Source organism: Rhodococcus sp. IEGM 1241 (assembly GCF_033142365.1).
GTDB classification, from domain to species: Bacteria; Actinomycetota; Actinomycetes; order Mycobacteriales; family Mycobacteriaceae; genus Rhodococcus_F; species Rhodococcus_F erythropolis.
In genome coordinates this window covers 709,391-732,147 of sequence record NZ_JAWLSE010000002.1, presented here as the reverse complement: position 1 = coordinate 732,147, position 22,757 = coordinate 709,391, and the positions used below count along the sequence as shown (strand labels likewise).

Genomic DNA, 22,757 nt, shown 5'->3' with positions numbered 1-22,757 from the left:
GCCAGGGGGAAATAATGAAGGCACGTCGATTCACGGTCCGATTGACGATGGCGGTGGCCATGGCTGCCGGCTTTCTCGGGCTCAGCGCGCCGACCGCGAGCGCGGATTCAGTGGTCAGCCGCATCGATGTCTACTCCCCCTCCATGGGACCGCTGGATCGCCAACGACGTGATTTCCCCGGCCGGCGGTGGCCCCGCCCCTACCTTCTACCTGTTGACCGGCGTCGGCGGCGGTGAGGACGGAATCTCGTGGTTCAACAACACCGGAGTTCGTGACTTCTTCGACGACAAGCACGTCAACGTGGTCATGCCGGTCGGCGGCAAGTTCAGCATGTACACCGACTGGAACGCCGACGATCCGGTGCTCGGCCGCAACAAATGGCAGACGTACCTCACCAAGGAACTACCGGCAGCGGTCAACGCTCGATACAACACGACCGGCGTCAACGCACTCGGCGGCGTGTCGATGGCCGGTGGACCGGTTCTGGACCTCGCGATCCAGTCGCCGGGCACCTACCGCGCCGTCGGCTCGTACAGCGGCTGCCCGCGCGCCGGCGACCCGCTCGGCCAGGCTGCGGTGCGCTCGATGGTCGAGATACTCGGCGGAGGAAACGCGGCCAACATGTGGGGGCCGTGGGGTAGCCCGCAGTGGGCTGCTCACGACCCGCTGATCAATGCCGAGAAACTGCGCGGCACAGCGCTGTTCATCTCCACCGGCAACGGCCTTCCCGGTCCGGTGGACGGAATCAACTCACTGGCGATGGCTGCCGGAGTCGTTCCCGGCGCTGTGCTCGAAGGCATCACCAACATGTGCACCGCTGCCCTACAGGGTCGATTCGGTCAGCTCGGCATTCCCGCGACGTTCAGCTTCCGGCCTGAAGGCACCCACACCTGGGGACTCTTCGAAGCCGACATGCGTGCGTCGTGGCCGATGATCGCGGGCGCGATCGGGGCGTGAGCCTCACGGCCCGCCTTTCAAGCCATGGCGTCAGGTGAGACTGCGCGCCCAGTCCCGCATCCCGGCGGGGCCGGTGCCAGTGGCGTATTCAGCGAACCACACCCGGGACACGCCGAGTGTGATCGCGGCACCCATGCACATCAGGCATGGTTCGAGATTGACCGCCAATGTCAATTCTCCTGACGCTCGAGTGAACCCGAGAGCCTCGTCGGCCTGCAAGAGCGCTTGAAGGTCCGCATGGACTACCCGTCGGCCGAGTGCCCGTTCTTGCGTATACGCCCGCCCGAGCACACGGTCGTCGTCGAACACGACTGCCCCGATCGGCATCTCCCCGAGTTCCATGCCCTCACTCGCTACGTCAAGAGCAAGCGAAAGCGCATCTCGGGGCGAAAACATCACTCGACACTAATGGACAAAGGCAAGCTCATGCTGCCAGTAGTGCGGGTAGTCCCCATTCCTTGGCAAGCAGCTCGTACGAGCGCAGGCGATCCTCGTGCCGATGGGTCACCCCGGTGATCACCAATTCGTCCGCTCCGGTGAGCTTCTGCAAACTGTCGAGCCTGTCGGCGACGGTGGTGGGTGAACCGACGAACTGCGTGATCAGCCGATCCTCCACTACTGCTTTGTCGGCATCGGAAAGTGGGAGCGCTGTGGCCGGATCGGGGTACGGGATGGCGCCGTGCCCGCTGCGAATGCTGTGTGTCCAGTGCGCGAACGTCGACGCCAACTCTCTCGCCGTCGCATCGTCCTCTGCGGCAACAACATCCGCGGAGACGACGACATACGGCTCCGACAGAACTGCCGACGGCCGGAATGCTGCACGGTATGCCTCGACGGCATCAAGCGTACTCGAGGGCGCCACATGGTAATTCGCGCCGAACGGCAATCCGAGTCGTCCGGCGAGTTCGGCACTGGGGCCTGCGCTGCTTCCGAAAACCCACAATTCGACGTCGGCGTCCTCACCGGGACTGGCGTGCAATTCGATGCCGTCGCGGGTGCGGTGGGTGCCGTTCAGGAGCGAGAGTATGTCGTCGACCTGCTGCTCGAAATCGGGCGCCTGTGAGCCCGGAAACGCCAATGCCTCGAACGACGCCTGCAATCTCGGTGACGTGAGAAGACCGGTTGGATCGAAGGGCGCCGGGATCACGACGCCGTCGCGTACGACGGTCTCCCGCTTCGATTCTGCCGGGGCGGGCGTTCCGGCAGCGACGGCACGAAGTGCCTCCACCCGACGCTGTCCGCTGCGCCCGATACCGAGATCGATACGACCCGGATACAACGCTTCGACGGTACCGAAGGCCTCGACCACTTGAGCTGCCGTGTTGTTGCCCAGCAGCACGGCGGCCGAGCCGACGCGAATGGTGTTGGTCGCGGCCGCAATCAGTCCGACCAGAACGGCCGGTGACGAGCTGGCTACGCCGACGAAGTGGTGTTCGGCGACCCAGTACCTCTTGTATCCCCACGCTTCGGCAGAACGAGCGAGGTCCAGCGAGTTCCGCAAGGCCTGGCGGGCCGTTTCACCCTCACTGATCGGAGAGAGGTCGAGTACGGACAGGGGCGCGCTCACCTCGGTGCGCTTCCGTCGCGGGTCTTCGGTGTCTTCTCGCCGGCTTCCACCGCGAACGGCAAACGATTCTCGGCGGGGGCGACGGGGCACGTCGCGTAATCGGTGAAGGCGCAGGGCAGGTTCGACGCCCGATTGAAATCGAGGGCTACCGCACCACCGGGCTCCGGTGCGCTCACGTGCAGCGAGCGTGCGGCCGGGTAGGTGGATACACCACTGGTCGCGTCGGTGAACAGGATGTGAAAGCCGTTGTCCTTGCCCGCGAACGCAATCAGCGTATGCGTTGCACCATCGTGTTCGAAGCTGATGGTTCCGCGGGCGTCGTGATGATGCTCGAGGCGCTCGACGACCGCACCCGTCGTCACCGTGCGAGCCTCCTCGAAAGCTGTGAAGACACCCTCGATGCGCCACTGCGGGTTCGGCTCGAAGGTCGGGATACCACTGAACTGCGCCAATGCCGGGGCCGACGAATCGTGGATCCGCAGAGCTACCTCGCCGGTGCGGCGGATGACCTCGACCAACCGCGCGCCCTGCTTGACGATCAGTCCCGGCGCCCCCTCGATCGGATTCAGAGTGAGTGAACCGTCCACTGCGACGCCGTCGATCGAGAGGTCGTCGGCCGGCGTCGCGGTGACGACAACGGCATTCGCGTCGGCGCGCCACGCACCGGGCAGGTCCGTGAAGGTGGAATCGGTGTCAACCAGCCAATGCAACGCAGTCAGGCTCAGCCAGCCGAGCGGTTCGCTGAAGGTGGCGTCGCGCGAGGCATGCCAGGCATTCCACTCGCCGGTGAAGGTGCTGGTGGAAGTGTCGGTAACGGTCATGATGCGCGGACTCCTTCAGCCTGCTCGTACGGGTGGCGCAGCCCGAGATGGCTGCGCAGGGTGGTTCCTGAGTATTCGGTCCGGAAACTGCCGCGGTCCTGTAGTTCTGGTACGACGGTGTCGATGAACTCGTCGAGGCCCGCGGGGGTGATGTGGGGAACGAGAATGAATCCGTCGCTCGCGTCGCCCTGGACGTAGGTGTCGATCTCGGCAGCCACCTCCGCTGCACTACCCACGAACTGTTGGCGGGCAGTCACTTCGATGATGAGTTCACGGATGCTGAGGTTTTCGGCCTCGGCCTTGGCACGCCACTGATCTGCGACCGCTCGCGGATCCTTGACGTGGCGGACGCGTCCGCGGGTGATGTTGACGTCGTCCGACGGATCTTCCTTCGGCAACGGGCCGTCGGCGTCGTACTGGGAAAGGTCTCTGCCCCAGACTTGTTCGAGAAAAGCGATGGCAGTCTGGGGTCCGACCTGCTGCCGCCGGATGTGATACGCCTTCTCCTGTGCGTCCGCGGCGTTGTCACCGAGCACGAAGGTGGCGGCGGGGAGAATCTTGAGGTCTGCGTGCGTGCGTCCGTACTTGGCCAAGCGTCCCTTCACGTCGGCGTAGAAGGCCTTGCCTGCTTCGAGCGTTCCGTGCCCGGTGAAGATGGCGTCTGCCTTGGCGGCGCCGAACTCGCGTCCTTCGTCGGAGTCACCTGCCTGCAGCAGGACTGGGTGTCCTTGGGGACTCCGAGGTACCTCGAAGCGTCCGGTGATGTCGAACTGCTTACCGGAGTGTTGGAACTGACCGACCTGCTGGTCGGTGGCAAAAACGCCGCGCTCACGGTCGACGATCGGACGATCGATGCTCCAACTGTCCCACAGAGTCCGTACTGCGTCGACCAACTCGTTTGCGCGTGCGTACCGCTCGGAATGCTCCAGATACCCACCGCGGCGGAAGTTCTCACCGGTAAAGGCATCCGAAGAGGTGACCAGGTTCCACGCGGCGCGGCCGTCGGAGAGATGATCGAGCGTCGAGAACTGCTTGGCCAACTCGTATGGCTCGTTGAACGTGGTGTTGATCGTCCCGGCCAGGCCGAGATGCGTTGTCACACCGGCAACCGCGTTGAGAATACTGAACGTGTCCGGGCGACCGACCACGTCGAGGTCGTGAATCTTGCCCTGATGCTCGCGCAGGCGCAAACCCTCTGCGAGGAAGAAGAAGTCGAACAATCCGCGTTCGGCACTGCGGGCGAGATGCTCGAACGAGCTGAACTCGATCTGGCTCTTGGACGCCGGATCGGTCCACACCGTGGTGTTGTTCACGCCGGGGAAGTGAGCACCCAGGTGAACTTGCTTGCGAATCCTGTTCTGTGTCATCGGTGTTCCTGTTCTCTGTTCGCGCTACGCGAACTGATTGACGGGCAACTCGAAACCCAACCGCTCGCGCAGCGTCGGGCCGGTAGTCGGTCGCGGATTGAGAGTCGGCACCACGTCCGCCGCGATCTTCTCCACTGCGGCAGCCAAAGCCAAGGGACGCAGGACAACACCGTCGACCCCGGCCAGCCCACCGATCTCGCGAAGGAGGACAGTCAGGCCGGCGCTGTCACCGCGATAGAACAGCGAGTGCGGGGCGTACGGCGCTCCCGCCCATTCCTCGAGTTCCGCCAGAGCGTCGTCGGCGGCTCCGCGATCAGCGCCGAGAAGCACGTCGACGTCGAGGAGAACCCTGACGCTGCGCCCGAGGGCAGCGGCATTCGCGTGGACCAACTTGGCCGTGGCGTTGGCCTCGCCGAGGTCGGTTGCCGAGATCCGAATCAGATCTCCGCGCGCAACAGCGAGCTCGCGTGCCTCCGGCCTGCTCGCGTCGACGGCGATCAGCGGCTGCCCCTGCGGGGAGCGCGGCGTGATGGACGGCCCCTTGACGGAAAAGTTCTTTCCCTCGAAGTCGATGTAGTGCAGCTTGTCTCGATCGATGAATCGTCCGCTCGCAGCGTCCCGTATCTCGGCGTCGTCCTCCCAGCTGTCCCACAGCCGACTGACCACCTCGACAGCCTCGGACGCTTCCTCCCACGCGGACTCGGGGCCCTGCACTGCCTTTCGGCCGAACAACGACGCCTGCTCAGCGGTGTCGGACACCGCGACCTGCCAGCCGGCCCGCCCCGCTGAGGAGTAGTCGATACTCGCGACGGCCTTGGAGATGTGGAACGGCTCGGTGTGCGTGACTGTCGCAGTGGGGATCAGGCCGATACGCGAGGTCACAGCACTCAGTCGCGCCGCAGTTGCAACCGCCTCCAATCTGCCCCGCACTGCGTGCTGGCCCTCGGATTGCAGTCCGAACGAGTCAGGGAGGAACGCCAGATCCACCCCACCCCGATCCGCGGCGGTCACCAGGTCCACCCAGTACGAGGGCGTGAACAGATCTTCGGCGCGCGAATCCTCGCGTCGCCAGGAGTACGGATGAGCTCCGGTTCCCTCGAATTCGAGGCCGACCAGGAATGCTCCGGAACTACGCTCGGACATGTTCGGCCTTTCGTGTCGAATGATCCCGCCCGGGGATCGCGTCGAGAAGTGTGCGTGTGTACTCGTTTCGGGGATTGTCGAAAATCTCGGTGGTAGCACCGATTTCGAGCAATCGCCCGGCCTGCATGACGCCGACCACGTCGCTGATCTGGCGAACAACCGCAAGATCGTGGGAGATGAAGAGATAGGTCAGGCCCAGTTCGCGCTGCAACTCGTCGAGTAGCGCCAGAATCTGCGCTTGCACCGAGACGTCGAGAGCGGACACAGGTTCGTCGAGAACGAGCAGGTCCGGCTTCAAAGCGAGCGCACGAGCGATCGCCACCCGTTGACGCTGGCCGCCCGAGAGTTCGGCCGGTTTGCGGCTCAGGAACTGCTCGGGAAGTGCAACCTGATCGAGCAACTCTGCTGCACGACTCTGCTGCTGGCTGCGTCCACCAACCTTGAAGGCCCGCAGCGGCTCCGCAACGATGTCCTGGACGGACAATTTCGGGTCAAGTGATGCATAGGGGTTCTGGTACACGAGCTGGATCTTTCGGCGCAGCTCGCGCAGATCGCTGCCCTTGACCTTCGTGATGTCGTGTCCGTCGAAGGAGATGGTGCCGGCATCCGCCTGCTCCAACCGCACGGCGATGCGCGCCGTGGTCGACTTGCCGGAGCCCGACTCCCCCACCAACGACACCGTCTGACCACGCGGAACAGTCAGCGATACCTCGTTCACCGCGGTGATCGAACTCCCGCGTCCGACGTTGAAACGCTTGGTGATTCCGGTCAACGTCAGCAGCGGGCTCGTATCCTGACGGACCGGCCGATCGACCGGTCCCGAGGACAGGCTCGGAGCCGAGTCGAGCAGCTTCTTCGTGTACTCGTGTCGCGGGTTGTCCAGAATATCTGCGGTGCGGCCGGATTCGACGATCCTGCCGCCCTGCATCACCAGGATCCGGTCCGCGCGGTCTGCGGCCACTCCCAGGTCGTGCGTGATCAGGAGCACGGCGGCACCGGATTCGGCGATTCGCTCGTCCAAGTGGTCGAGGATGCGTCGTTGAACCGTGACGTCCAGAGCACTGGTCGGCTCGTCGGCGATGATGAGGGCGGGGTTCGCGACAAGCGCGATACCGATCAGAACTCGTTGCCGCATACCGCCGGAGAGCTCGTGTGGGTACTGGCGTGCTCGGATTTCCGGCCGGTCGATACCCGCGCGCTCGAGCACCTCGACGGCGTCCAACCGGGCTTTGCGACGGTCTGCGAGGCCGTGGATCCGGAGGACTTCTGCAACCTGGTCGCCGATCCTCGTCACCGGGTTGAGCGAGGTCGTCGGATCCTGCGGCACCAAACCGATACGCGCGCCGCGGATTCGCTGCCATGCACGGTCGGAATACGAGTCGATCTGTTCACCCTCGAACTCGACGGTCCCGCCGGTGACGTGGCCACTGCCGGCGAGCAGACCCAATATCGCGTGTGCCGTGGTCGACTTACCGGAACCCGATTCCCCGACCACCGCAACTACTTCGCCCCGACCGACGGTGAAGCTCACGCCGGATACCGCGGGCTCGGCGCCGTAGGCGATCTGTAAGTCGGTGACGGAAAGCAACTGTTCCTCGGTCGTGCTCATCGCCGGTTGTTCCTTTCGATCTCGTGGCCGATACGGTGTGCCGAGATGACCACGGCGACAATCGCGAGACCGGGAAGTGTTGTCATCCACCAGGCATTGGCGAGGAAATTGCGTCCCTCGGATACCAGCGATCCCCATTCCGGGGTAGGCGGAACGGCGCCGAATCCCAAGAAGCTCAGAGCCGACACCGCCAGTACCGCCTGCCCGAACTCGACAGCGGACAGCGCGACCACCGGCGCGTAGGAGTTGGGAAGCACGTGCCGACGCAGGACACCGAGCCACTGCACACCTGAACTGAACGCAGCCTCGACGTACTGAGCTCCGCGCACCCGCATCACTTCGGCACGCATCACTCGCGCGAAATTGGCGACCATACTGACGCCGACAGCAATGGCGACGTTGATGGTGCCGAAGCCGAGTGCGGTGACAAGGGCCAACGAGAGCAGCAGTGCCGGAATGGACAGCAGCACGTCGACGAGGCGCATCAGCACGGCGTCGACGACGCCACCGACAAAGCCCGCGAGCAATCCGATTATCGATCCCGCCACCAATGCGATTCCGACCGCCACCAAGGTTGCGGTCAGGGACAGCGCGGCGCCGTGCACGAACCGTGTGTACAGGTCACGTCCGAGATTGTCGGTTCCGAACCAGTGAGCCAGGCTCGGGCCCTGCAGTTTGTCCGCCGGGACACCGGACAACGGATCGCCGCTGGCGAAAAATCCGGGTGCGACGGCAAAGCCGATGGCAAGCAACACGATCAACACCGGAATGACCAAGCCGGGCTTTCGGATCCAGCCGATGGCCGTGGACTTTCGGCGCGAGACAACAGGTGCCTTCGCCTCGACGCTCGGATCGAGGAGTAGGGGTTCGATCAATGTGTCAGACATGAGCCGGCTCCAGATCGGTCGAGCTTTCGGTATTCGACTTTTCGGTGTGACTCTTCTTCGTCTGGATGATCCGTGGATCTATCAAGGGGTAGAAGAGGTCGACCGCGAGGTTGACGAGCACGAACACGAGAGAGGCGAACACAACGACTCCCTGCACCACCGGGATGTCCTGCGCCATCACCGACGTCTGTGTCAGACGGCCGACGCCCGCGCGAGAGAACACCGTTTCCACAACCACCGAGCCGGCGAGCAGCGTGCCGACCAGCACACCGGCAATGGTGAATGCCGGAATGCTCGCCAGTCGCAACGCGTGACGGGTCTGCACGCGCCAACGGCTTGCGCCCTTGGCGTACGCAGTCTCCACGTGCGGCGAACGTAGCGTCGACTGCAGGCTGGTCGTGAGCACCTGCGCGATCACCGCGCCGGTCGGGATCGCCAAGGTGATCGCCGGAAGAATCACCGTTGCAAATCCCTTGTCTCCGAATGCCGGGAAGATGTGCAGACGGAACGAGAAGAGTTGCAGAAGAATCAGGCCCACCCAGAAAGTAGGCACTGCCACACCCAGCGGCGGCAGAGAGAAAAACAGGTTCGCGAGCCACCGCTTGCGGGTGTAGGTAGCGAAGAACGCGATCGCCACTCCGAACAACACGGCCAGAACCAAGGCGGTGGTTGCCAGCACCAGAGTGCTGGGCAGCGCCGAGAAGATGGCATCCGTCACCGACTGACCGGTGGAGATCGATGTACCGAAATCGCCGCGAAGAGCATTCGTCAGCGACGTCCAGTACTGCACCCACACCGACTGGTCCAAGCCGTACCGCGCCCGAAGCTGATCGAGCGCAGCCTGATCCACTGCGACACCCTGACCGGACGAGTCGGCAGCCATGCTGACGGGGTCACTCGGCAGGAGGAACAGAATCACGAACGAGATGGTGAAGGCGGCCCACAGGACCACTGCGGCCTGACCCAGTCGGGTGAGTACGTATCGAGTCATGATTACTTACCCGACAACCATGCGTCGTAGAACTGCAGGCGTGAAGAGGCTTCGAAGTTCAGGTCCTGCACACTCGATCCGGCGCCGATGGCCTGTGAGAGCTCGATGGTGGGGATGGAGAGTCCACGGTCGAGGATCAATTCCTGTGCAGTGGATACCAGTTCGCCGCGTTGGCCGTTGTCCGTGGCTGCAAGCTGGTCTGTGAGTACCTTGTCGAGCTCCGGATCTGCGCCGCGACGGTTCAGGTTGCGGCCCTCTGTGCTGAACGATGCCCGCAGGATGTCGGCGTCCGCGCGAGTGCTGTTGTAATACAGCGAATCGTAATCACCCGATACTCCCTTCTCGGTCCATTCACCGTTCGAGACCAGGTTGAGCTGCAAGTCGACGCCGACCTTCTTGAGCTGCTGCTGTACGAGCTCGAGGATGGCCTGGTTACCCGAGAACACCGGACTGAAGGTGACGCTGAAAGTGAGCTTCTGCCCGTCCTTCTCGCGGATACCGTCGCTGCCGGTCTTCCAACCAGCCGCGTCGAGAAGCTTCGCCGACTTGTCGGCGTCGTACGTCACGACACTGGATTCGTCGCTGTAGAGCGGAGTGGTGTGAGCCAACGGGCTCGTGGCCGGGAAGAACGACGGATCCAGAACGGTGTCGACGAGTTCTTGGCGGTTGATCGCGGGAATGATGGCCTGGCGAACAGCCTGATCGGCGAGAACGCCGCGACTGACGTTTGGCTGGAAGAAGAAGCTCACACCCGGGTTCGGCCTTGTGAGGATTCGTCCGCCTGCGCCCTCGATCTGCGGCGCATCCTGCGGAAGCGCATCGCTGACCGCATCGAGCTGGCCGGAGGCCACGCTGCCTGCCCGCACACCGGATTCGGGGACCACCGTGAAGTCGACGCCGTCGAGGTAGGCCTCACCCTGATGCGCGACCGCGTCCGACGCCCAGTTGTATCCCGCACGCTTGGCGATCTTGACGCTCTTGTCCTGCTGCCAGTCGGTGTACACGAACGGTCCGGAGGCGATCACCGCTGCACCGGGGCAGCGCTGCTCGGATGCCAGCGCGGTGGTGGAATCGGCGAGGATTCCGAGCTGTGGCGTCGAAGTTGCCTGCAGGAACTGAACATTGGGTCCGGAGAAATTGATCTTCGCCGTGTGAGCATCTACGACGTCGGTACCGGTGTACGAGGACAGGTAACTCTTCGCCAACGACGCGTTCGGTCCGAGATTCTTGACCGAGTCGAAGGTCTTCTTCACCGAATCCGCCGTCACCGGGGTGCCGTCGCTGAAGGTGGCGTCGTCGCGAAGGACGAACGTGAAGCTAGCGGCGTCGGGGCTGATCTCCCAGCTCTTGGCGAGCCACGGGGTGATCTCTCCGGTGTCGGGATTTTGATCGGTCAGCGAATCCACCACGGTCCGAGTGACATACACGGTCTGGTTACTGCCGGCCTGGGCCGGATCGGCGCACGTCGGCGCCTGCGACAGACCATAGCGAAGGGTTCCGCCGGACTGGGCGGGGCCTGCGTCGGCAGCACTGTCACTCCCGCTGCTGCAGCCGGCGAGGACGGTGCCGAGAACCGAGACAGCACCGATACCGGCGATTACGGTCGCGCGTTTGCGGGCACCGAATGAGGGCGAAGACACCAAGAACTCCTAAAGAGGCATGCCGAAGAGCGCACCCGTCGCCTGAGACGAGAAAGGCGATCGAGCACGAATCACTTGTGAGAGAATAGAAAACAGACTTGTCGACGACTCGCCTGAGTGTGAATGACTGACCGAGGTCAGTTGGTACAGAAAGATCCCGCGGTGCGGCACAGGTCTACGTGACGACGCGACCAGGCGGTATCGAAACCGCCTTCGACTGCCTTCATTTCGTGTTCCTCCATCGGTCCTGGCGGTAGCACCCGCACCCGATCACTCGGGGGGTTGCTGCGACTTCAATGAGCCAGGTCTCTCGGTCGCTCTGGATGGTCGTTCGCAAGTGTACGAGGTTAAACCCGGGTGTTGTCAACCCGGTCGGTAGGAATTGCTGCTCGAGTCACATTTTCGAGGACCCGAAGTTGTTTCTCGAACGGGTGGATGCCCACCTCTTCGGGCGAGAGTGAAGCGTCGTAAAGCGGTGTGTATCCACTGGACAGATACAGCGCGACGGCCTCGGGTTGCCGAGGACCCGTCGTGAGAAACACCCGGTTGTATCCACGAAGTTCGATCTCTCGTTCCAACTCGCGAACGACGGCCTTGCCGAGGCCGCGCTTCCGATAGTCGACCGATGTCCAGATTCTCTTCAGTTCGGCAGTGGTGGAATCGAATTGACGAAACGCACCACCGGCGATCGGCAGACCGTCGTGGGTGAGCACCAGAAGCGCACCCTGCGGGTAGGCAAATTCTTCTGCCGGATACGTCGTGAGATCCTCGAGCATCGCTTCGCGAGTCCCGCCGTAACGCGAACTGTATTCGAGTGCCAACTCCGCGATCAGTGGAGCTGCCAAGGGATCGTCCTGCGATACCGAATAGACCTCTACCGCTCCGACACCCTCGAGCTGTCGAGTTCCGAGCTCCAGTGCCACAACACTTTCCTCCATGAATCTGGTCAACGCTCCCCCAGCCTGAAAACTTCCGGAGCGAGGGTGGTTCCGTCGACGAGGTCCGCCACAAGTTCACCCAAGGCCGGACCGAACTTGAACCCATGCCCCGAGAACCCCGCCGCCACCGTGACGGCTCCGACTCGGTCGATGACGAAGTTACTGTCCGGCGTGCTCGTGTACAGGCAGGTGAGCGACTCGACACGGGTGGAATCGACACCGGGCAACCACGACTCGGCGTACTCCACCAATCGCTGCTCTCCGTCGACACCAGGGCTGTAGTCACGGGTCTGCGGAGTCACCACCGGCCCGGTCGCGTGTTCGCCGATCTTGATCCCGTCCTCGGAACCAAGCCCGTAGATCCCCGCGGTCTCCAATTCTGCGCCGGTGTGGTGAACGAAACTCGGCCACTCGACTCCGGGATCGAGCGGTGCGAAGTGTGCCGGTTGTTCCTGTGTCGTGCGCAGTGTCGGCAGTACGATCTCGGAGCCGAGACCGCTGTCTGCGATCAGATCCGCAGTCCACGCACCGGCCGCGATCACTACCTGACGAGCTGCGAGCGTTCCACTGTCCGTCACCACGTCCACGCCGTAGGACGCCCGCGCGAGTGCCAACACCCGAACGTCGTGACGGACCTCGGCGCCGGCAAACACCGCTCCCGCCTTCAGAGCGGTCACGGCGCGGTCCGCGTGCAACCGGCCTGCGTCGGGATGATGGAGCACCGTGGTGTCGAATCGCAGCCCCGGCCAACGGGCGGACGCCTCGGCAGGGGTGAGGATCTCGCCCTTGATGCCCGCCTCGAGAAGTATCTTCGCCTTGGACTGCACTGCCTGCGGCAGGCCGTGATCAACGGCACCGGTGAGTTCCAGGAACCCGATGTCCGTCGTGGTCTCCAACTCCCGCCACAGCGGCAGCGCGTCGGCCGCCAACCCGGTGTACAGGTGATTGTCGTACGCCTGCCGGTAGATGCGCGAAGTACCGTGCGACGCACCGTGCTTGTGCCCCGGCCCGAACTGTTCCAGCTGAACGACGCTACGTCCGCGCGCCGCGAGCCGCCAGGCGGCGGAGGACCCGACGAGTCCTCCACCGATGACGATCGCATCGAAAATCTCACTCATGGACGAGAGCTCACTTGGTCTTCGGAAGGCCGGGCGGGTTGATCAGGGACGTGTCGACAGCTTCACTCGTGATGTTCCAGCGCTCGAGGATCTGCTGGTACGTGCCGTTCTCGATCGTGTGGTTGATCGCGTCGTTGATTGCCTTGATCAGGCCATTGTCCTTCTTCACCAGAACCGCGATCTGACCCTGCAGCGTGTCGCCTGCACCGGAGAACTCACCGACAACTTCGGTTTCACCCGACTGCTTGGCATGGAACTGCGACGACGGGTTCGGTCCGAAGTAGGCGTCGATCCGGCCGGACTGCAGCGGCAGGTAGTAGTCGGTGGTGTTCTGGTAGTAGGAGATGTCGGTGGGCGCCAGGCCGGCCGCGACGTTCTGCTCACTCCATTTGACCAGCAGCGCTTCCTGATTGGTGCCCGAGGAGACGGCGATCTTCTTACCCGCGACGTCCTTGGGCTCCTTGATGGAGATCCCGGCTCCTTTCTTGGCTTCGAAGGCGAGGGTGTCGAGTCGGTAGGTGGCGAAGTCGTACTTCTCCTTACGCTCTTCCGTCACAGTCACATTGGACAGGAATGCATCAGCCTCGCCGGAATCGACGCGAACGAAGTTCTGTGCCCAGTCTGCGGTCTGCAGGTCGACCTTCAAACCGAGAACGTCACCGATCAAGTAGGCGAAGTCGGTCTCGGAACCGATGAGAGTGGTGTCGTCGTCGGCGTAGAAGCGGAGCGGCGGAGCGGAACCGGCACTGCCGGTGACGCGCAGCGTGCCACGATCGCGGATGTCCTGAGGTAGCTCGGCGGCGATGGAATCCACCTTGTCGGTGGTGATGCGGTTCTGATCGGCCGTGAGGTTGTAGCCCGCAGCAGCGGTGACCTGGGCGCCGTCGGACTCGGCGTCCGCGCTGCTGCATGCAGCGCTGAGCAGTCCGACTGTGGCAAGGGCCGAGATCAGAAAAGTCGCGCGACGGGATGGGGAGAACATCAATTTTTCCTTCCGGGAATGAGTCTGGGTCGCGTCAGAGGACGCGGGAGAGAAAAGCTTTGGTCCGTTCGTGGACCGGATTGTCGATCACCTGCGAAGGTGGGCCCTGTTCGACGATGACGCCGCCGTCCATGAAGACCGCTGTGTCCGCCACTTCCCGGGCAAATCCGACCTCGTGTGTGACGATCACCAAGGTGGCGCCGTCACGGGCCAGCTGAGCGAGGACCTCGAGAACCTCGCCGACCAGTTCCGGGTCGAGCGCCGACGTCGGCTCGTCGAAGAGAATGACCGCCGGCCGCAGTGCCAGCGCTCGCGCTATCGCGACGCGCTGTTGCTGGCCACCGGAGAGTTGGCGGGGATACTCGTCCGCCTTGTCCCCCACTCCCACTCGCTCGAGCAGTGCGCGGGCCTCGCGGTACACCTCGTCACGATCACGCTTCTGGGCCGAGAGCGGCGCTTCCACCACGTTTTCCAACGCGGTCAGGTGCGGAAACAGGTTGAAGTTCTGGAACACGAATCCGATGTGCGAACGCTGTTTCAGGATCTCGCGGTCACGCAGTTCGTGGAGCCGATTTCCCTTGCGCCGGTACCCGATCAGTTCTCCGTCGATCCGCACGGTCCCGCGGTCGACCTTCTCGAGGTGATTGAGGGTGCGCAGCAAGGTGGACTTACCGGAACCAGACGGACCGAGAATGACGGTCACTTCACCCTTGCGGACCAGGAGATCAACGCCTGCAAGTACTTCCAGCGTGCCGAACGACTTGTGAATTCCGCGCGCTTCGACGGCATACACCGTCTCTTCGGTCAGTTCTGCGGTCATCGGGTCGCACCTCTCGGAATATCGAGACGCGCATCACGAATCTCTTCGAACTTCTTGCGCGCCTTCTGTACCGGAGTCAACGGAAGCGCACGGGCGGATCCTCGTGCATAGTGGCGCTCCACGTAGTACTGACCGATCGAGAGCAACGTCGTGAGGATGATGTACCAGATCGTGGCGACCATCAGCAGGGGCACGACTCGTCCGTTGCGGCCGAAGATGACCTGCACCTGGTAGAACAGTTCGGCGATTGCCATGGTGGAGACGATCGACGTTCCCTTGAAGAGTCCGATGACCTCGTTGGCGGCGTTGGGGAGGATCGCTCGCATTGCCTGCGGGAGAACGATCTTGAAGAACTGGCGACTGCGCGGAATACCGAGCGAGTGAGCAGCTTCGATCTGACCGTGATCCACCGAGATGATTCCGGAGCGGATGATCTCGGCCGAGTATGCAGCCTGGTGCAGCGCCAAACCGATGACCGCCGCGGTGAATCCGCCGATCACACCGCTGACCTGGAAGGTGAAGAACTCGGGCCCGAAAGGTATTCCGAGAGAAAGTGTCTGGTACAGGTATGTGATGTTGAACCAGAAGAGCAGCTGCACGATGAGTGGAATCGAGCGGAAGGCCCAGATATAGGTCCAAGCGATCACCTGCAGGACCGGGTTTTTCGACAACCGACCGAGTGCCAGGAAAACACCGAGACCGAATCCGAGGATCGTCCCCCACAGCGTCAGTTTGATCGTCATCCACAGCGCGGCGAGCACTGATTTCGCGGTGAAGTACTGCGCGAAGGTCGGCCAGTCCCAGCCGGGGTTGACGACGAGTCCGTGGATGAACTGAGCAAGCAGTACCAGCACGACCGCACTGATCACCCAGCGCAGCGGGTGCCAGGTGCGAGCAACGACAAGCTCCGAGTCCGGAAGTTGCGGCTCGGACACCGACTTTTCGGGGCGGACATCGGTGGGCGCGCTCACGGCGCGCTACCTGACGGAGTGGACATGACGAATAGACCTTTCGGGGAATGGGAACGCAGCTGTGGTCTCGAGTTGGTGAGCTCGAGTTGCGAAGACGACGGTTCGGTCAGCGACAGTGACACGAAGCGGTGCGGCACAGATCGATATGGCGGCGCCTGTGCGCAGCGTGCGAAGTGGAACCCATGTGATGCCTTCCATCGGTCCTGGCGGTAGCACCCGCTCCCGATCACTCGGGGGGTTGCTGCGACGTCGACGAGCCAGGTCTCTCGGTCGCTCTGGATGGTGAGCAAAGACTAGACCCGAAATGCCTAGTCGTCAAATGTTGTATTTCCCTGCACTGCAAGGGAAATGAAGGATCAACCAGGTTGAAATCGCACTGATTTCAACGGTGTCAGAAGCCGCGTTCGACGTGTTCAATGGAGTGTTCGAACGAAGACCGGGACCGCCGTCTGGACCGACTTTTCCTCTGCCGTACCGTCTGCGGAGTGAGTGGACTCGACGCTTTCTTCATATTGCTGGCCGGCATCGGTGCGGGCGCGATCAACGCCGTGGTCGGCAGTGGAACGCTGATCACGTTCCCGACGCTGGTCGCCTTCGGCATGCCGCCCGTGACCGCGACCATGTCCAACGCGGTCGGGCTCGTCGCCGGCGGAGTTTCCGGCACCTGGGGCTACCGACGCGAGCTGTCCGGACAGTGGGATCGACTGAAGTGGCAGATTCCGGCGTCACTCGCCGGGGCACTACTCGGTTCCTGGTTGCTCATGCATCTACCCGAGAAACTGTTCGAAACCATCGTTCCGGTGCTGTTGGTCCTCGCCCTCGCGCTCGTCCTCCTCCAACCACGCATCCAGGCGTGGGCCAAGAAGCGTTCCACCGAAGAAACGACGCTGTCCACCAAGAGGCTGATGCTCCTGACCGCCGGCACCTTTGCGGTCGGCATCTACGGCGGATACTTCACTGCCGCGCAGGGCATCCTTCTCATCGGTGTGATGGGTGCCATCCTCCCTGAAACCCTCCAACGCATGAACGGCGCGAAGAACCTGCTCTCACTGCTCGTCAACATCGTTGCAGCGGGGATGTACATCACTCTGGCGTTCGATCAGATCAATTGGGCAGCAGCCGGTTTGATCGCTGTCGGCTCGCTCGGCGGTGGCGTCCTGGGCGCCCGCTACGGACGGCGCCTGTCCCCCACTGCATTGCGCTACACGATTGTCGTCGTCGGCCTGATCGGGCTGTGGCGCCTTCTCGCTTGATCGCCCACATCGGGCGGCACCCGCACATACTGGAGTCATGACCAGTACAGAAGATCAGACCGGTTGGACCTACCTCATGGACATGGACGGGGTTCTCGTCCACGAGGAGCACTTGATACCTGGAGCGGACACGTTCCTGGCAGAGCTGGCGTCGAACGACATCCCGTACATGGTGCTCACCAACAACTCCATCCGAACCCCGCGTGACCTGCGAGCACGCCTGCTCAATTCGGGACTCGACATCCCGGAGAAGTCGATCTGGACGTCAGCGCTCGCTACCGCGACGTTCCTGGCCAACCAGCGGCCAGGCGGCAGCGCCTACGTGGTCGGCGAATCGGGCCTGACCACTGCCCTGCACGACATCGGTTACGTCCTGACGGACAGTGACCCCGACTACGTCGTCCTCGGCGAGACGCGCACGTACTCGTTCGAGGCGATCACCACCGCCATTCGCCTGGTCGAGCGTGGTTCGCGGTTCATCGCCACCAACCCCGACGCCACTGGGCCGTCGCGTGACGGCTCGCTGCCGGCCACCGGCTCGGTCGCCGCTCTCATCACCAAGGCAACCGGACGCGATCCCTACTACGTCGGCAAGCCCAACGCCTTGATGATGCGCTCTGCCCTGCGGTCCATCGGCGCTCATTCGGCCAACACGTTGATGATCGGCGACCGGATGGACACCGACATCGTCTGTGGCCTCGAAGCCGGACTGCAGACGATTCTGGTGATGACCGGGATCTCGACCCGCGCCTCGGTGGAGCTCTTCCCGTACCGACCCACAGTCGTTCTCGAGTCGGTCGCCGATCTTGTAGGAATGACAACCGATCCATTCCGTCGCACCGCAAACAATTGATTCAATTGCAAAACAAAACCGCGAGTCGGTAATTAGCTGGTAAAAAACGCTAGATTTGCCAGGATCCGACTCGTCCACTTTGTCCACCTGGACAAACAAGCGGTTTCTTTCGAAGGAAGATTGCGTACTGATAGTTATTCGCAGGTCAAAGGCAAATCCACCTCCGACGATAGGTGGATCACAGTCCAAAAAGAAATTTGAGAAAAAGTAGTAACGAATCGTTTGCCGTGGCTGATACTCATGTCTGAACGACCCATTTCGGGTCCCAGACATGAAATGAGATTTTCATGAAGAAGCAGACCAAGGGCGCGATCGCTGCTGCGGCGGCCGGCGCCCTCCTCCTCGGCGGTGCCGGCTCGCTCGCTGTGTGGAGCGACTCAGCCGACGTCAGTGGCGGCGGACCCGTCACTTCCGGTGCACTCGACCTGAGCGCCTGCGCACCGGTCGGCGGCGGTTGGAACTCCCTCAACCCGACGAAGACCGCGATCACCAACATCTCGGCTTACCGCATCGTCACCACCGAGAGCATCGAATACACCTGCGACGTCACAGTGACCGCAGTTGGCGATCGTCTCGCGGCTGTTCTGACCGCTGATACGGCCGGCATCGTTCCGGGTGCCAACAGCGCCGAACTTGCCGCCGCTGTACAGCCGGTTACGACCATCAAGGACGCTGGTGGCAACCCGATTTCACAGATCACCAAGGTACAGAACGGCACGATCGTGCACGTCGGAGTCCGTCTGAACTTCACCGAGGTGGCCAACCAGGTCGCGCAGAATCAGTCGCTGAACTTGGCGGCGATGAAGCTGGTCGTCACTCAGACAGCGCTGACTCCGGCTCCGTAATTTCATGAGGAAAAAGGTCTGGGGAGCGATCGCAGTCGCGGTGGCTGCTGTAGCGGTGTTCGCATCGTCACAGCAGTCGCTCGCGCTGTGGTCCGATTCGGCGAGCGCGAGTGGTGGGACCGCAACTGCCGCAAGCGTCAACCTGCAGGTAGGAACGTCCGGCGGCACCAGCGCGTCGTACCCGTTGTCAACGCTGACGACCGGAACGACTCTGGTAGTTCCTGGTAATACGGTGCAAGCGCCGCTGACCGTCAAAAACTCGGGAACCGACCCCTTGCAATGGCGAATGCAGGCGACGACGCCTCTGACCGACTTCACGCTGACCACATACGGAGTCGCCAACGAAGGCGCCTGCCCGGTTGGAGTGAACACAGCGGCTCCGGCAGTCGCCCCCCTGATATCGGGTTCGATGAACGCATCGCTGCAATACCCGGTTTCACCGGCGTTCATGCCTCCGCTGGCCTCGAACGCAACCTACGTCCTGTGTTTGCGACTCACGGTAGGAACCGAGTCGGCCTCCGGAGCAACAAACACCACTGCCTTGACGTTCCAGGCAGGTCCGGTATGACAAAGCACTCCACGAAGCGCACCGAACGTACAGGCCCGCTCTGGTGGGTCACCTCTATCGTCAGTTGGACACTGCTGCTGGCAATTTCGGCTGTCATCGTCGCAACCATCGTCGTCCCGTTCTTTGCCGGCGCACAGCGCTTCACGATTCTGACCGGTTCGATGCGCCCGACGTACAACCCTGGATCACTGGTCGTCGTCAAACCTGTCGATCCGTCCGAACTGGGGATCGGTACACCTATTACGTACCAGCTGGAATCCGGTCAGCCGACAGTCGTCACGCACCGGATCATCGCCACAAGTGAAAACCAAAAGGGTGAACGAACTTTCATCACCCAGGGCGACGCGAATGGTGAACGCGACGAGAAAGAAGTACGGCCAGTACAGATCCGGGGAAAGGTCTGGTACAGCCTTCCGTATCTCGGCTACGTCAACACTTGGCTCACCGGAGAGCAGCGCACCGTGATCGTGGTGATAGTCGTGACGGCACTACTGCTGTACGCGGCCTACATGATGATCAGCGGCATTCGTGACGGCCGGAAGGAGCGAACTCGAGCCCGATTGGCTCCTGACGCTGCAGCTTCCAACCTCACCGACTCCGCCCAGACCGAGAAAGGCCAGCACGATGCCCTCGCGCCCTGACCGTCCGGCTCACCGGATTCGTCACCTGTTGACCAGCACGCGCTTTCGCGCGCTGCTCGCTTTGGGGATGGTACTGGGTGTCGGCGGTGTCACTACACTCGCCGCCTGGACGTCTTCGGCGATTGCGACTTCGGGCAACATCACGACCGGGTCGATCAATCTGCAGTTGAACAGCACCACCAATCCCGGCCTGACCACAACCCTGAATTTCAGCGAACTCGGCAAAACCGGGATGATTCCCGGCGATTCGAACTCCGCGATCCTCAAAGTCAACAACGTCGGCACGGGGGCGACCGTTCCACTGAAGTACACGATCACATCGACGAGTAGTGGTGCTTTGACGACGTACCTGCGAATGACGGTGTCGTTGAATGGAACTGTGGCCAACAAGTGCGCCGACGGCATCATCGTGGTGTCATCGCAGCAACTCAGCCTTGCAGTGAATCAGGCCGTCGGTTCCCCCGACCGCTCGCTGGCGGCCGGGGTTACCGATAACTTGTGCTTCTCGGTACAGCTTCCGGCAAGTCCGACGCCGCCGAAAAGCAATTCCTCGAGCATCAACCTGACCTTCAAGGCAAAGGTGTGAGCACAGTGGCCCGACACACGAAGTCGCCTTCGATCACTTCAAAGCCCCGCCGCGTTCAGGAGGTCTTGCTCACGCTCGGCGCCCTCGCCGGACTGGTGTCCATCGCCTTGTTCGTCGCCGGTCTGGCTTTCAATATCACTCCGTTGATCTTCACGAGCGGATCGATGTCTCCCACGATCGATACCGGCGCATTGGCATTCGCGCGTACCGTGCCCGCATCCGAAGTTCAGGCCGGTGACATCGTCAGCGTGTACGACAGCCAAGGGTCGCGAATCACCCATCGCGTCGAAACGATCGAGCAGCAAGACAACAATCTTGCAATTGCACAGCTGCGCGGCGACGCGAATCCCGTCACAGACCCAGATCCTTACGTCATCACCGAAGCGGATCGAGTTTTCTTCAGCATCAACCGCCTCGGCTACGTGGCCGTCTGGCTGTCCGGACCGAGCGGGCTTGTGCTTGGTGCGATTGCCGTCGGAGGACTGCTGTACATCGCATTTCGCCCACGGAAAAGACCGGATGAAGGGGAACCCAGGCTGGATCGTCAAGACGCGCACGGCGATTCCCACGCCTTCAAGGCAATCGTCGCATTGGCAACGGTCGGTCTCAGCGTAGCTGGCGCGACCAACGTCGGCGGTACGCGAGCCGCATTCACCGGTACGGCGACTGCAGGTACGGCTCAATTCCAAACCGCGGCAACGTTCCCCGCGCCAGCGGTCGCTCCCACATCGGTGTCGTGCGCGACCGTAGGATTTCTGGTTACCACGGGAGTCGATATCTCCTGGCCTGCCGTCAGCGGGAATTCGTATCGGCTGATCGTGCGAAATCCCACGACCAATGCGTTTATCGGATCGAACGACTACACGGCATCATCGTCAGTGGGCACAGTGCGGTACGGCTCACCCAATGGTATGACGGTTCCTTTCAATCTCATCGCCGGCCAGTACAACGTCGAAGTCCACGGCTTGAGCGGAAGCAACGTCACCACCGACTACGCAGGATTTCAGTTCGGCATTCTTTTGACATTGCTCTATTCGTGCAACCAAGCGATCCCGTACACAGCCGGTGCCGCTGCAGCCCGCATCGCCGCATCGCCCCCGGCGCCAGAAACCACAACGCCGTCTGGCACGGCTACAACATCCGTAACCTCACCGACTCCAACCGTCACGACTGAGCCGAGCGCATCGCCAACCTCACGAACTGCAACACCTACCGGCTCGACTGCGCCCTCGACAATCACCTCGTCACCGCCCACAACTACTCCGTCCACAACGACAACGGTGCCACCGATCACGACCACACCGAGCGAGGTTCCCATCGGCACCCCGGCGACCACGACCGGTCTCAGCGCCCAGAAGCTCTCGACTGCCAGTGGAACCGTTGTGTCCGTGTCGAATTCATCAGGAACCGAGGTATATCGAGGTACCGTCGACGCTGACGCTGCCCTCCACTGGCTCACCGGAACCGATCAGCTGTACGTGATCACCACTGGCGGCGTCACGGTCATCGACACGTCAACGGGAGTCTGGGCCGAATCTCCTGCCCCGAGCGAACTTCCGGACGAGATCCAGGCCCTGGTGCCGTGATGAAAAAGACGACGAAAGCCGCCATGGCAGTCGCCGCGGCCGGAGCTGTATTGCTCGGCGGCTCGGGCACATTGGCGAAATGGACGGACAGTACGACCCTGACGAGCGCCGCTGTCCAGTCCGGGACCCTGGATCTAGGAGCATGCGTGACCACGAGCGGCGGGGGCTGGTACTCGCAGGTCTACGTCAACGCGCCCAACAACCCGAATCCTCTCGTATATATCCCGGACATCACTACCTACCGGCTCAAGCCCGGATTCAACTACACGTATTTCTGCGATTCGAAGGTGATGGCCACCGGCCCACGTCTGAAAGCGAACGTGACAGTCGACAAGACCAAGTTGAGCGGCGGGCTCGCAGCCGCCAACATCGACCTTCGCACGTACGTCACGGACCAGAGCGACAATCTGCTGTACGACAGCACGTCACCGACGCCGAACCTCATCGCGATCACGTCGGCGTTGAACAACACCAATCTGACGGCGCAGGTGCTGTTCACGATCTACCCCGGCGACACGACAAGCTCAGGCCTCACACTGAATACGACAGCATTGACGATCGACGTCAAACAACTGGGTCTGACACCTGCGCCGTAGAACGCCTTGCCGTCGGAA

General features: G+C 62.4%; 24 protein-coding genes, 1 pseudogene and 2 riboswitches. Of the genes and pseudogenes, 9 read left to right on the top strand and 16 right to left on the bottom strand.

Annotation, left to right across the window (positions count from 1 at the left end):
- Nucleotides 1-14 precede the first annotated feature (14 nt).
- Nucleotides 15-957 (top strand): annotated as a pseudogene (locus R4P70_RS13095) (alpha/beta hydrolase).
- Nucleotides 958-987: 30 nt separating this feature from the next.
- Here R4P70_RS13095 and R4P70_RS13090 read toward each other — a convergent pair.
- The 16 genes from R4P70_RS13090 to R4P70_RS32705 form a co-directional block, all read right to left on the bottom strand.
- Nucleotides 988-1,353 carry a nucleoside deaminase gene (locus tag R4P70_RS13090; RefSeq protein WP_317830906.1) on the bottom strand — a complete coding sequence of 122 codons (366 nt, stop codon included), beginning with the start codon at nucleotides 1,351-1,353 and terminating at the stop codon, nucleotides 988-990.
- 28 nt (nucleotides 1,354-1,381) lie between these two features.
- Nucleotides 1,382-2,524, bottom strand: a complete 1,143-nt coding sequence (locus R4P70_RS13085; RefSeq protein WP_317830905.1) for an LLM class flavin-dependent oxidoreductase — start codon at nucleotides 2,522-2,524, stop codon at nucleotides 1,382-1,384.
- Entirely contained in the window at nucleotides 2,521-3,345 is an 825-nt protein-coding gene (locus tag R4P70_RS13080) for a DUF1684 domain-containing protein (protein ID WP_046378159.1), read from the bottom strand. Before R4P70_RS13080 ends, R4P70_RS13085 begins: the two co-directional genes overlap by 4 nt.
- Nucleotides 3,342-4,712, bottom strand: coding sequence for an NtaA/DmoA family FMN-dependent monooxygenase (locus tag R4P70_RS13075; RefSeq protein ID WP_020906676.1), 1,371 nt, complete (start codon nucleotides 4,710-4,712; stop codon nucleotides 3,342-3,344). The genes R4P70_RS13080 and R4P70_RS13075 overlap by 4 nt, the downstream gene beginning before the upstream one ends.
- 24 nt (nucleotides 4,713-4,736) lie before the next feature.
- Nucleotides 4,737-5,855 (bottom strand): LLM class flavin-dependent oxidoreductase, encoded by a 1,119-nt coding sequence (locus tag R4P70_RS13070; RefSeq protein WP_019749502.1) that lies wholly within the window; start codon nucleotides 5,853-5,855, stop codon nucleotides 4,737-4,739.
- Complete coding sequence (locus R4P70_RS13065; protein WP_317830904.1) at nucleotides 5,842-7,464, bottom strand: ABC transporter ATP-binding protein; 1,623 nt, start codon at nucleotides 7,462-7,464, stop codon at nucleotides 5,842-5,844. Before R4P70_RS13065 ends, R4P70_RS13070 begins: the two co-directional genes overlap by 14 nt.
- The gene (locus R4P70_RS13060) at nucleotides 7,461-8,351 is read right to left on the bottom strand and encodes an ABC transporter permease (protein WP_317830903.1); all 891 of its coding nucleotides are present in this window, start codon (nucleotides 8,349-8,351) and stop codon (nucleotides 7,461-7,463) included. The genes R4P70_RS13065 and R4P70_RS13060 overlap by 4 nt, the downstream gene beginning before the upstream one ends.
- The gene (locus R4P70_RS13055; RefSeq protein WP_317830901.1) at nucleotides 8,344-9,342 is read right to left on the bottom strand and encodes an ABC transporter permease; all 999 of its coding nucleotides are present in this window, start codon (nucleotides 9,340-9,342) and stop codon (nucleotides 8,344-8,346) included. Before R4P70_RS13055 ends, R4P70_RS13060 begins: the two co-directional genes overlap by 8 nt.
- A gap of 2 nt (nucleotides 9,343-9,344) precedes the next feature.
- Nucleotides 9,345-10,982 carry an ABC transporter substrate-binding protein gene (locus tag R4P70_RS13050; protein ID WP_003944291.1) on the bottom strand — a complete coding sequence of 546 codons (1,638 nt, stop codon included), beginning with the start codon at nucleotides 10,980-10,982 and terminating at the stop codon, nucleotides 9,345-9,347.
- A 137-nt stretch (nucleotides 10,983-11,119) separates the two neighbouring features.
- Complete coding sequence (locus tag R4P70_RS13045) at nucleotides 11,120-11,209, bottom strand: putative leader peptide (RefSeq protein WP_310504006.1); 90 nt, start codon at nucleotides 11,207-11,209, stop codon at nucleotides 11,120-11,122.
- Between the two features lie 8 nt (nucleotides 11,210-11,217).
- Nucleotides 11,218-11,312, bottom strand: a riboswitch (SAM riboswitch).
- A gap of 17 nt (nucleotides 11,313-11,329) precedes the next feature.
- Entirely contained in the window at nucleotides 11,330-11,920 is a 591-nt protein-coding gene (locus tag R4P70_RS13040) for a GNAT family N-acetyltransferase (RefSeq protein WP_019749497.1), read from the bottom strand.
- 8 nt (nucleotides 11,921-11,928) lie between these two features.
- A complete protein-coding gene (locus R4P70_RS13035; protein ID WP_317830900.1) occupies nucleotides 11,929-13,038 on the bottom strand; it encodes an FAD-dependent oxidoreductase in 1,110 nt (369 codons plus the stop codon).
- 10 nt (nucleotides 13,039-13,048) lie between these two features.
- Nucleotides 13,049-14,020, bottom strand: a complete 972-nt coding sequence (locus tag R4P70_RS13030; RefSeq protein ID WP_020968834.1) for an ABC transporter substrate-binding protein — start codon at nucleotides 14,018-14,020, stop codon at nucleotides 13,049-13,051.
- Nucleotides 14,021-14,054: 34 nt separating this feature from the next.
- Nucleotides 14,055-14,840, bottom strand: a complete 786-nt coding sequence (locus R4P70_RS13025; RefSeq protein ID WP_046378154.1) for an amino acid ABC transporter ATP-binding protein — start codon at nucleotides 14,838-14,840, stop codon at nucleotides 14,055-14,057.
- On the bottom strand, nucleotides 14,837-15,811 hold the full coding sequence (locus R4P70_RS13020; RefSeq protein WP_020906669.1) for an amino acid ABC transporter permease: 975 nt from the start codon (nucleotides 15,809-15,811) through the stop codon (nucleotides 14,837-14,839). The genes R4P70_RS13025 and R4P70_RS13020 overlap by 4 nt, the downstream gene beginning before the upstream one ends.
- A 106-nt stretch (nucleotides 15,812-15,917) precedes the next feature.
- On the bottom strand, nucleotides 15,918-15,995 hold the full coding sequence (locus tag R4P70_RS32705) for a putative leader peptide (protein ID WP_378447266.1): 78 nt from the start codon (nucleotides 15,993-15,995) through the stop codon (nucleotides 15,918-15,920).
- Nucleotides 15,996-16,002: 7 nt separating this feature from the next.
- Nucleotides 16,003-16,097, bottom strand: a riboswitch (SAM riboswitch).
- A 199-nt stretch (nucleotides 16,098-16,296) separates the two neighbouring features.
- Between R4P70_RS32705 and R4P70_RS13015 the strand changes: the two genes are divergently transcribed.
- The 8 genes from R4P70_RS13015 to R4P70_RS12980 all read left to right on the top strand — a co-directional run bounded on the left by R4P70_RS13015 (nucleotide 16,297) and on the right by R4P70_RS12980 (nucleotide 22,739).
- Complete coding sequence (locus R4P70_RS13015) at nucleotides 16,297-17,064, top strand: sulfite exporter TauE/SafE family protein (protein ID WP_003944404.1); 768 nt, start codon at nucleotides 16,297-16,299, stop codon at nucleotides 17,062-17,064.
- Nucleotides 17,065-17,101: 37 nt separating this feature from the next.
- Nucleotides 17,102-17,917: an HAD-IIA family hydrolase gene (locus R4P70_RS13010; RefSeq protein WP_020906668.1), complete on the top strand. Its 816-nt coding sequence runs from the start codon at nucleotides 17,102-17,104 to the stop codon at nucleotides 17,915-17,917.
- A 287-nt stretch (nucleotides 17,918-18,204) separates the two neighbouring features.
- A complete protein-coding gene (locus R4P70_RS13005) occupies nucleotides 18,205-18,762 on the top strand; it encodes an alternate-type signal peptide domain-containing protein (RefSeq protein WP_020906667.1) in 558 nt (185 codons plus the stop codon).
- A 4-nt stretch (nucleotides 18,763-18,766) separates the two neighbouring features.
- On the top strand, nucleotides 18,767-19,330 hold the full coding sequence (locus tag R4P70_RS13000; RefSeq protein WP_279163223.1) for a hypothetical protein: 564 nt from the start codon (nucleotides 18,767-18,769) through the stop codon (nucleotides 19,328-19,330).
- Entirely contained in the window at nucleotides 19,327-19,971 is a 645-nt protein-coding gene (locus R4P70_RS12995; protein WP_317830899.1) for a signal peptidase I, read from the top strand. Before R4P70_RS13000 ends, R4P70_RS12995 begins: the two co-directional genes overlap by 4 nt.
- Nucleotides 19,955-20,557 carry a SipW-dependent-type signal peptide-containing protein gene (locus R4P70_RS12990; RefSeq protein WP_020968827.1) on the top strand — a complete coding sequence of 201 codons (603 nt, stop codon included), beginning with the start codon at nucleotides 19,955-19,957 and terminating at the stop codon, nucleotides 20,555-20,557. Before R4P70_RS12995 ends, R4P70_RS12990 begins: the two co-directional genes overlap by 17 nt.
- A gap of 5 nt (nucleotides 20,558-20,562) precedes the next feature.
- Nucleotides 20,563-22,143: a signal peptidase I gene (locus R4P70_RS12985; RefSeq protein ID WP_167333746.1), complete on the top strand. Its 1,581-nt coding sequence runs from the start codon at nucleotides 20,563-20,565 to the stop codon at nucleotides 22,141-22,143.
- Nucleotides 22,143-22,739: an alternate-type signal peptide domain-containing protein gene (locus R4P70_RS12980; protein WP_020968825.1), complete on the top strand. Its 597-nt coding sequence runs from the start codon at nucleotides 22,143-22,145 to the stop codon at nucleotides 22,737-22,739. The genes R4P70_RS12985 and R4P70_RS12980 overlap by 1 nt, the downstream gene beginning before the upstream one ends.
- The last annotated feature ends 18 nt before the right edge of the window (nucleotides 22,740-22,757 follow it).

Excerpts from the sequence above, each read along its gene's own strand:
- R4P70_RS13065 (WP_317830904.1), bottom strand. The coding sequence starts at position 7,464 with ATGAGCACGACCGAGGAACAGTTGCTTTCCGTCACCGACTTACAGATC.
- R4P70_RS13025 (WP_046378154.1), bottom strand. The coding sequence starts at position 14,840 with ATGACCGCAGAACTGACCGAAGAGACGGTGTATGCCGTCGAAGCGCGC.
- R4P70_RS13075 (WP_020906676.1), bottom strand. The coding sequence starts at position 4,712 with ATGACACAGAACAGGATTCGCAAGCAAGTTCACCTGGGTGCTCACTTC.
- R4P70_RS13035 (WP_317830900.1), bottom strand. The coding sequence starts at position 13,038 with ATGAGTGAGATTTTCGATGCGATCGTCATCGGTGGAGGACTCGTCGGG.
- R4P70_RS12990 (WP_020968827.1), top strand. The coding sequence starts at position 19,955 with ATGCCCTCGCGCCCTGACCGTCCGGCTCACCGGATTCGTCACCTGTTG.
- R4P70_RS13010 (WP_020906668.1), top strand. The coding sequence starts at position 17,102 with ATGACCAGTACAGAAGATCAGACCGGTTGGACCTACCTCATGGACATG.
- R4P70_RS12995 (WP_317830899.1), top strand. The coding sequence starts at position 19,327 with ATGACAAAGCACTCCACGAAGCGCACCGAACGTACAGGCCCGCTCTGG.
- R4P70_RS13055 (WP_317830901.1), bottom strand. The coding sequence starts at position 9,342 with ATGACTCGATACGTACTCACCCGACTGGGTCAGGCCGCAGTGGTCCTG.
- R4P70_RS12980 (WP_020968825.1), top strand. The coding sequence starts at position 22,143 with ATGAAAAAGACGACGAAAGCCGCCATGGCAGTCGCCGCGGCCGGAGCT.
- R4P70_RS13000 (WP_279163223.1), top strand. The coding sequence starts at position 18,767 with ATGAGGAAAAAGGTCTGGGGAGCGATCGCAGTCGCGGTGGCTGCTGTA.
- R4P70_RS13080 (WP_046378159.1), bottom strand. The coding sequence starts at position 3,345 with ATGACCGTTACCGACACTTCCACCAGCACCTTCACCGGCGAGTGGAAT.
- R4P70_RS13040 (WP_019749497.1), bottom strand. The coding sequence starts at position 11,920 with ATGGAGGAAAGTGTTGTGGCACTGGAGCTCGGAACTCGACAGCTCGAG.
- R4P70_RS13045 (WP_310504006.1), bottom strand. The coding sequence starts at position 11,209 with ATGAAGGCAGTCGAAGGCGGTTTCGATACCGCCTGGTCGCGTCGTCAC.
- R4P70_RS13090 (WP_317830906.1), bottom strand. The coding sequence starts at position 1,353 with ATGTTTTCGCCCCGAGATGCGCTTTCGCTTGCTCTTGACGTAGCGAGT.
- R4P70_RS13005 (WP_020906667.1), top strand. The coding sequence starts at position 18,205 with ATGAAGAAGCAGACCAAGGGCGCGATCGCTGCTGCGGCGGCCGGCGCC.
- R4P70_RS32705 (WP_378447266.1), bottom strand. The coding sequence starts at position 15,995 with ATGGGTTCCACTTCGCACGCTGCGCACAGGCGCCGCCATATCGATCTG.
- R4P70_RS13060 (WP_317830903.1), bottom strand. The coding sequence starts at position 8,351 with ATGTCTGACACATTGATCGAACCCCTACTCCTCGATCCGAGCGTCGAG.
- R4P70_RS13070 (WP_019749502.1), bottom strand. The coding sequence starts at position 5,855 with ATGTCCGAGCGTAGTTCCGGAGCATTCCTGGTCGGCCTCGAATTCGAG.
- R4P70_RS13030 (WP_020968834.1), bottom strand. The coding sequence starts at position 14,020 with ATGTTCTCCCCATCCCGTCGCGCGACTTTTCTGATCTCGGCCCTTGCC.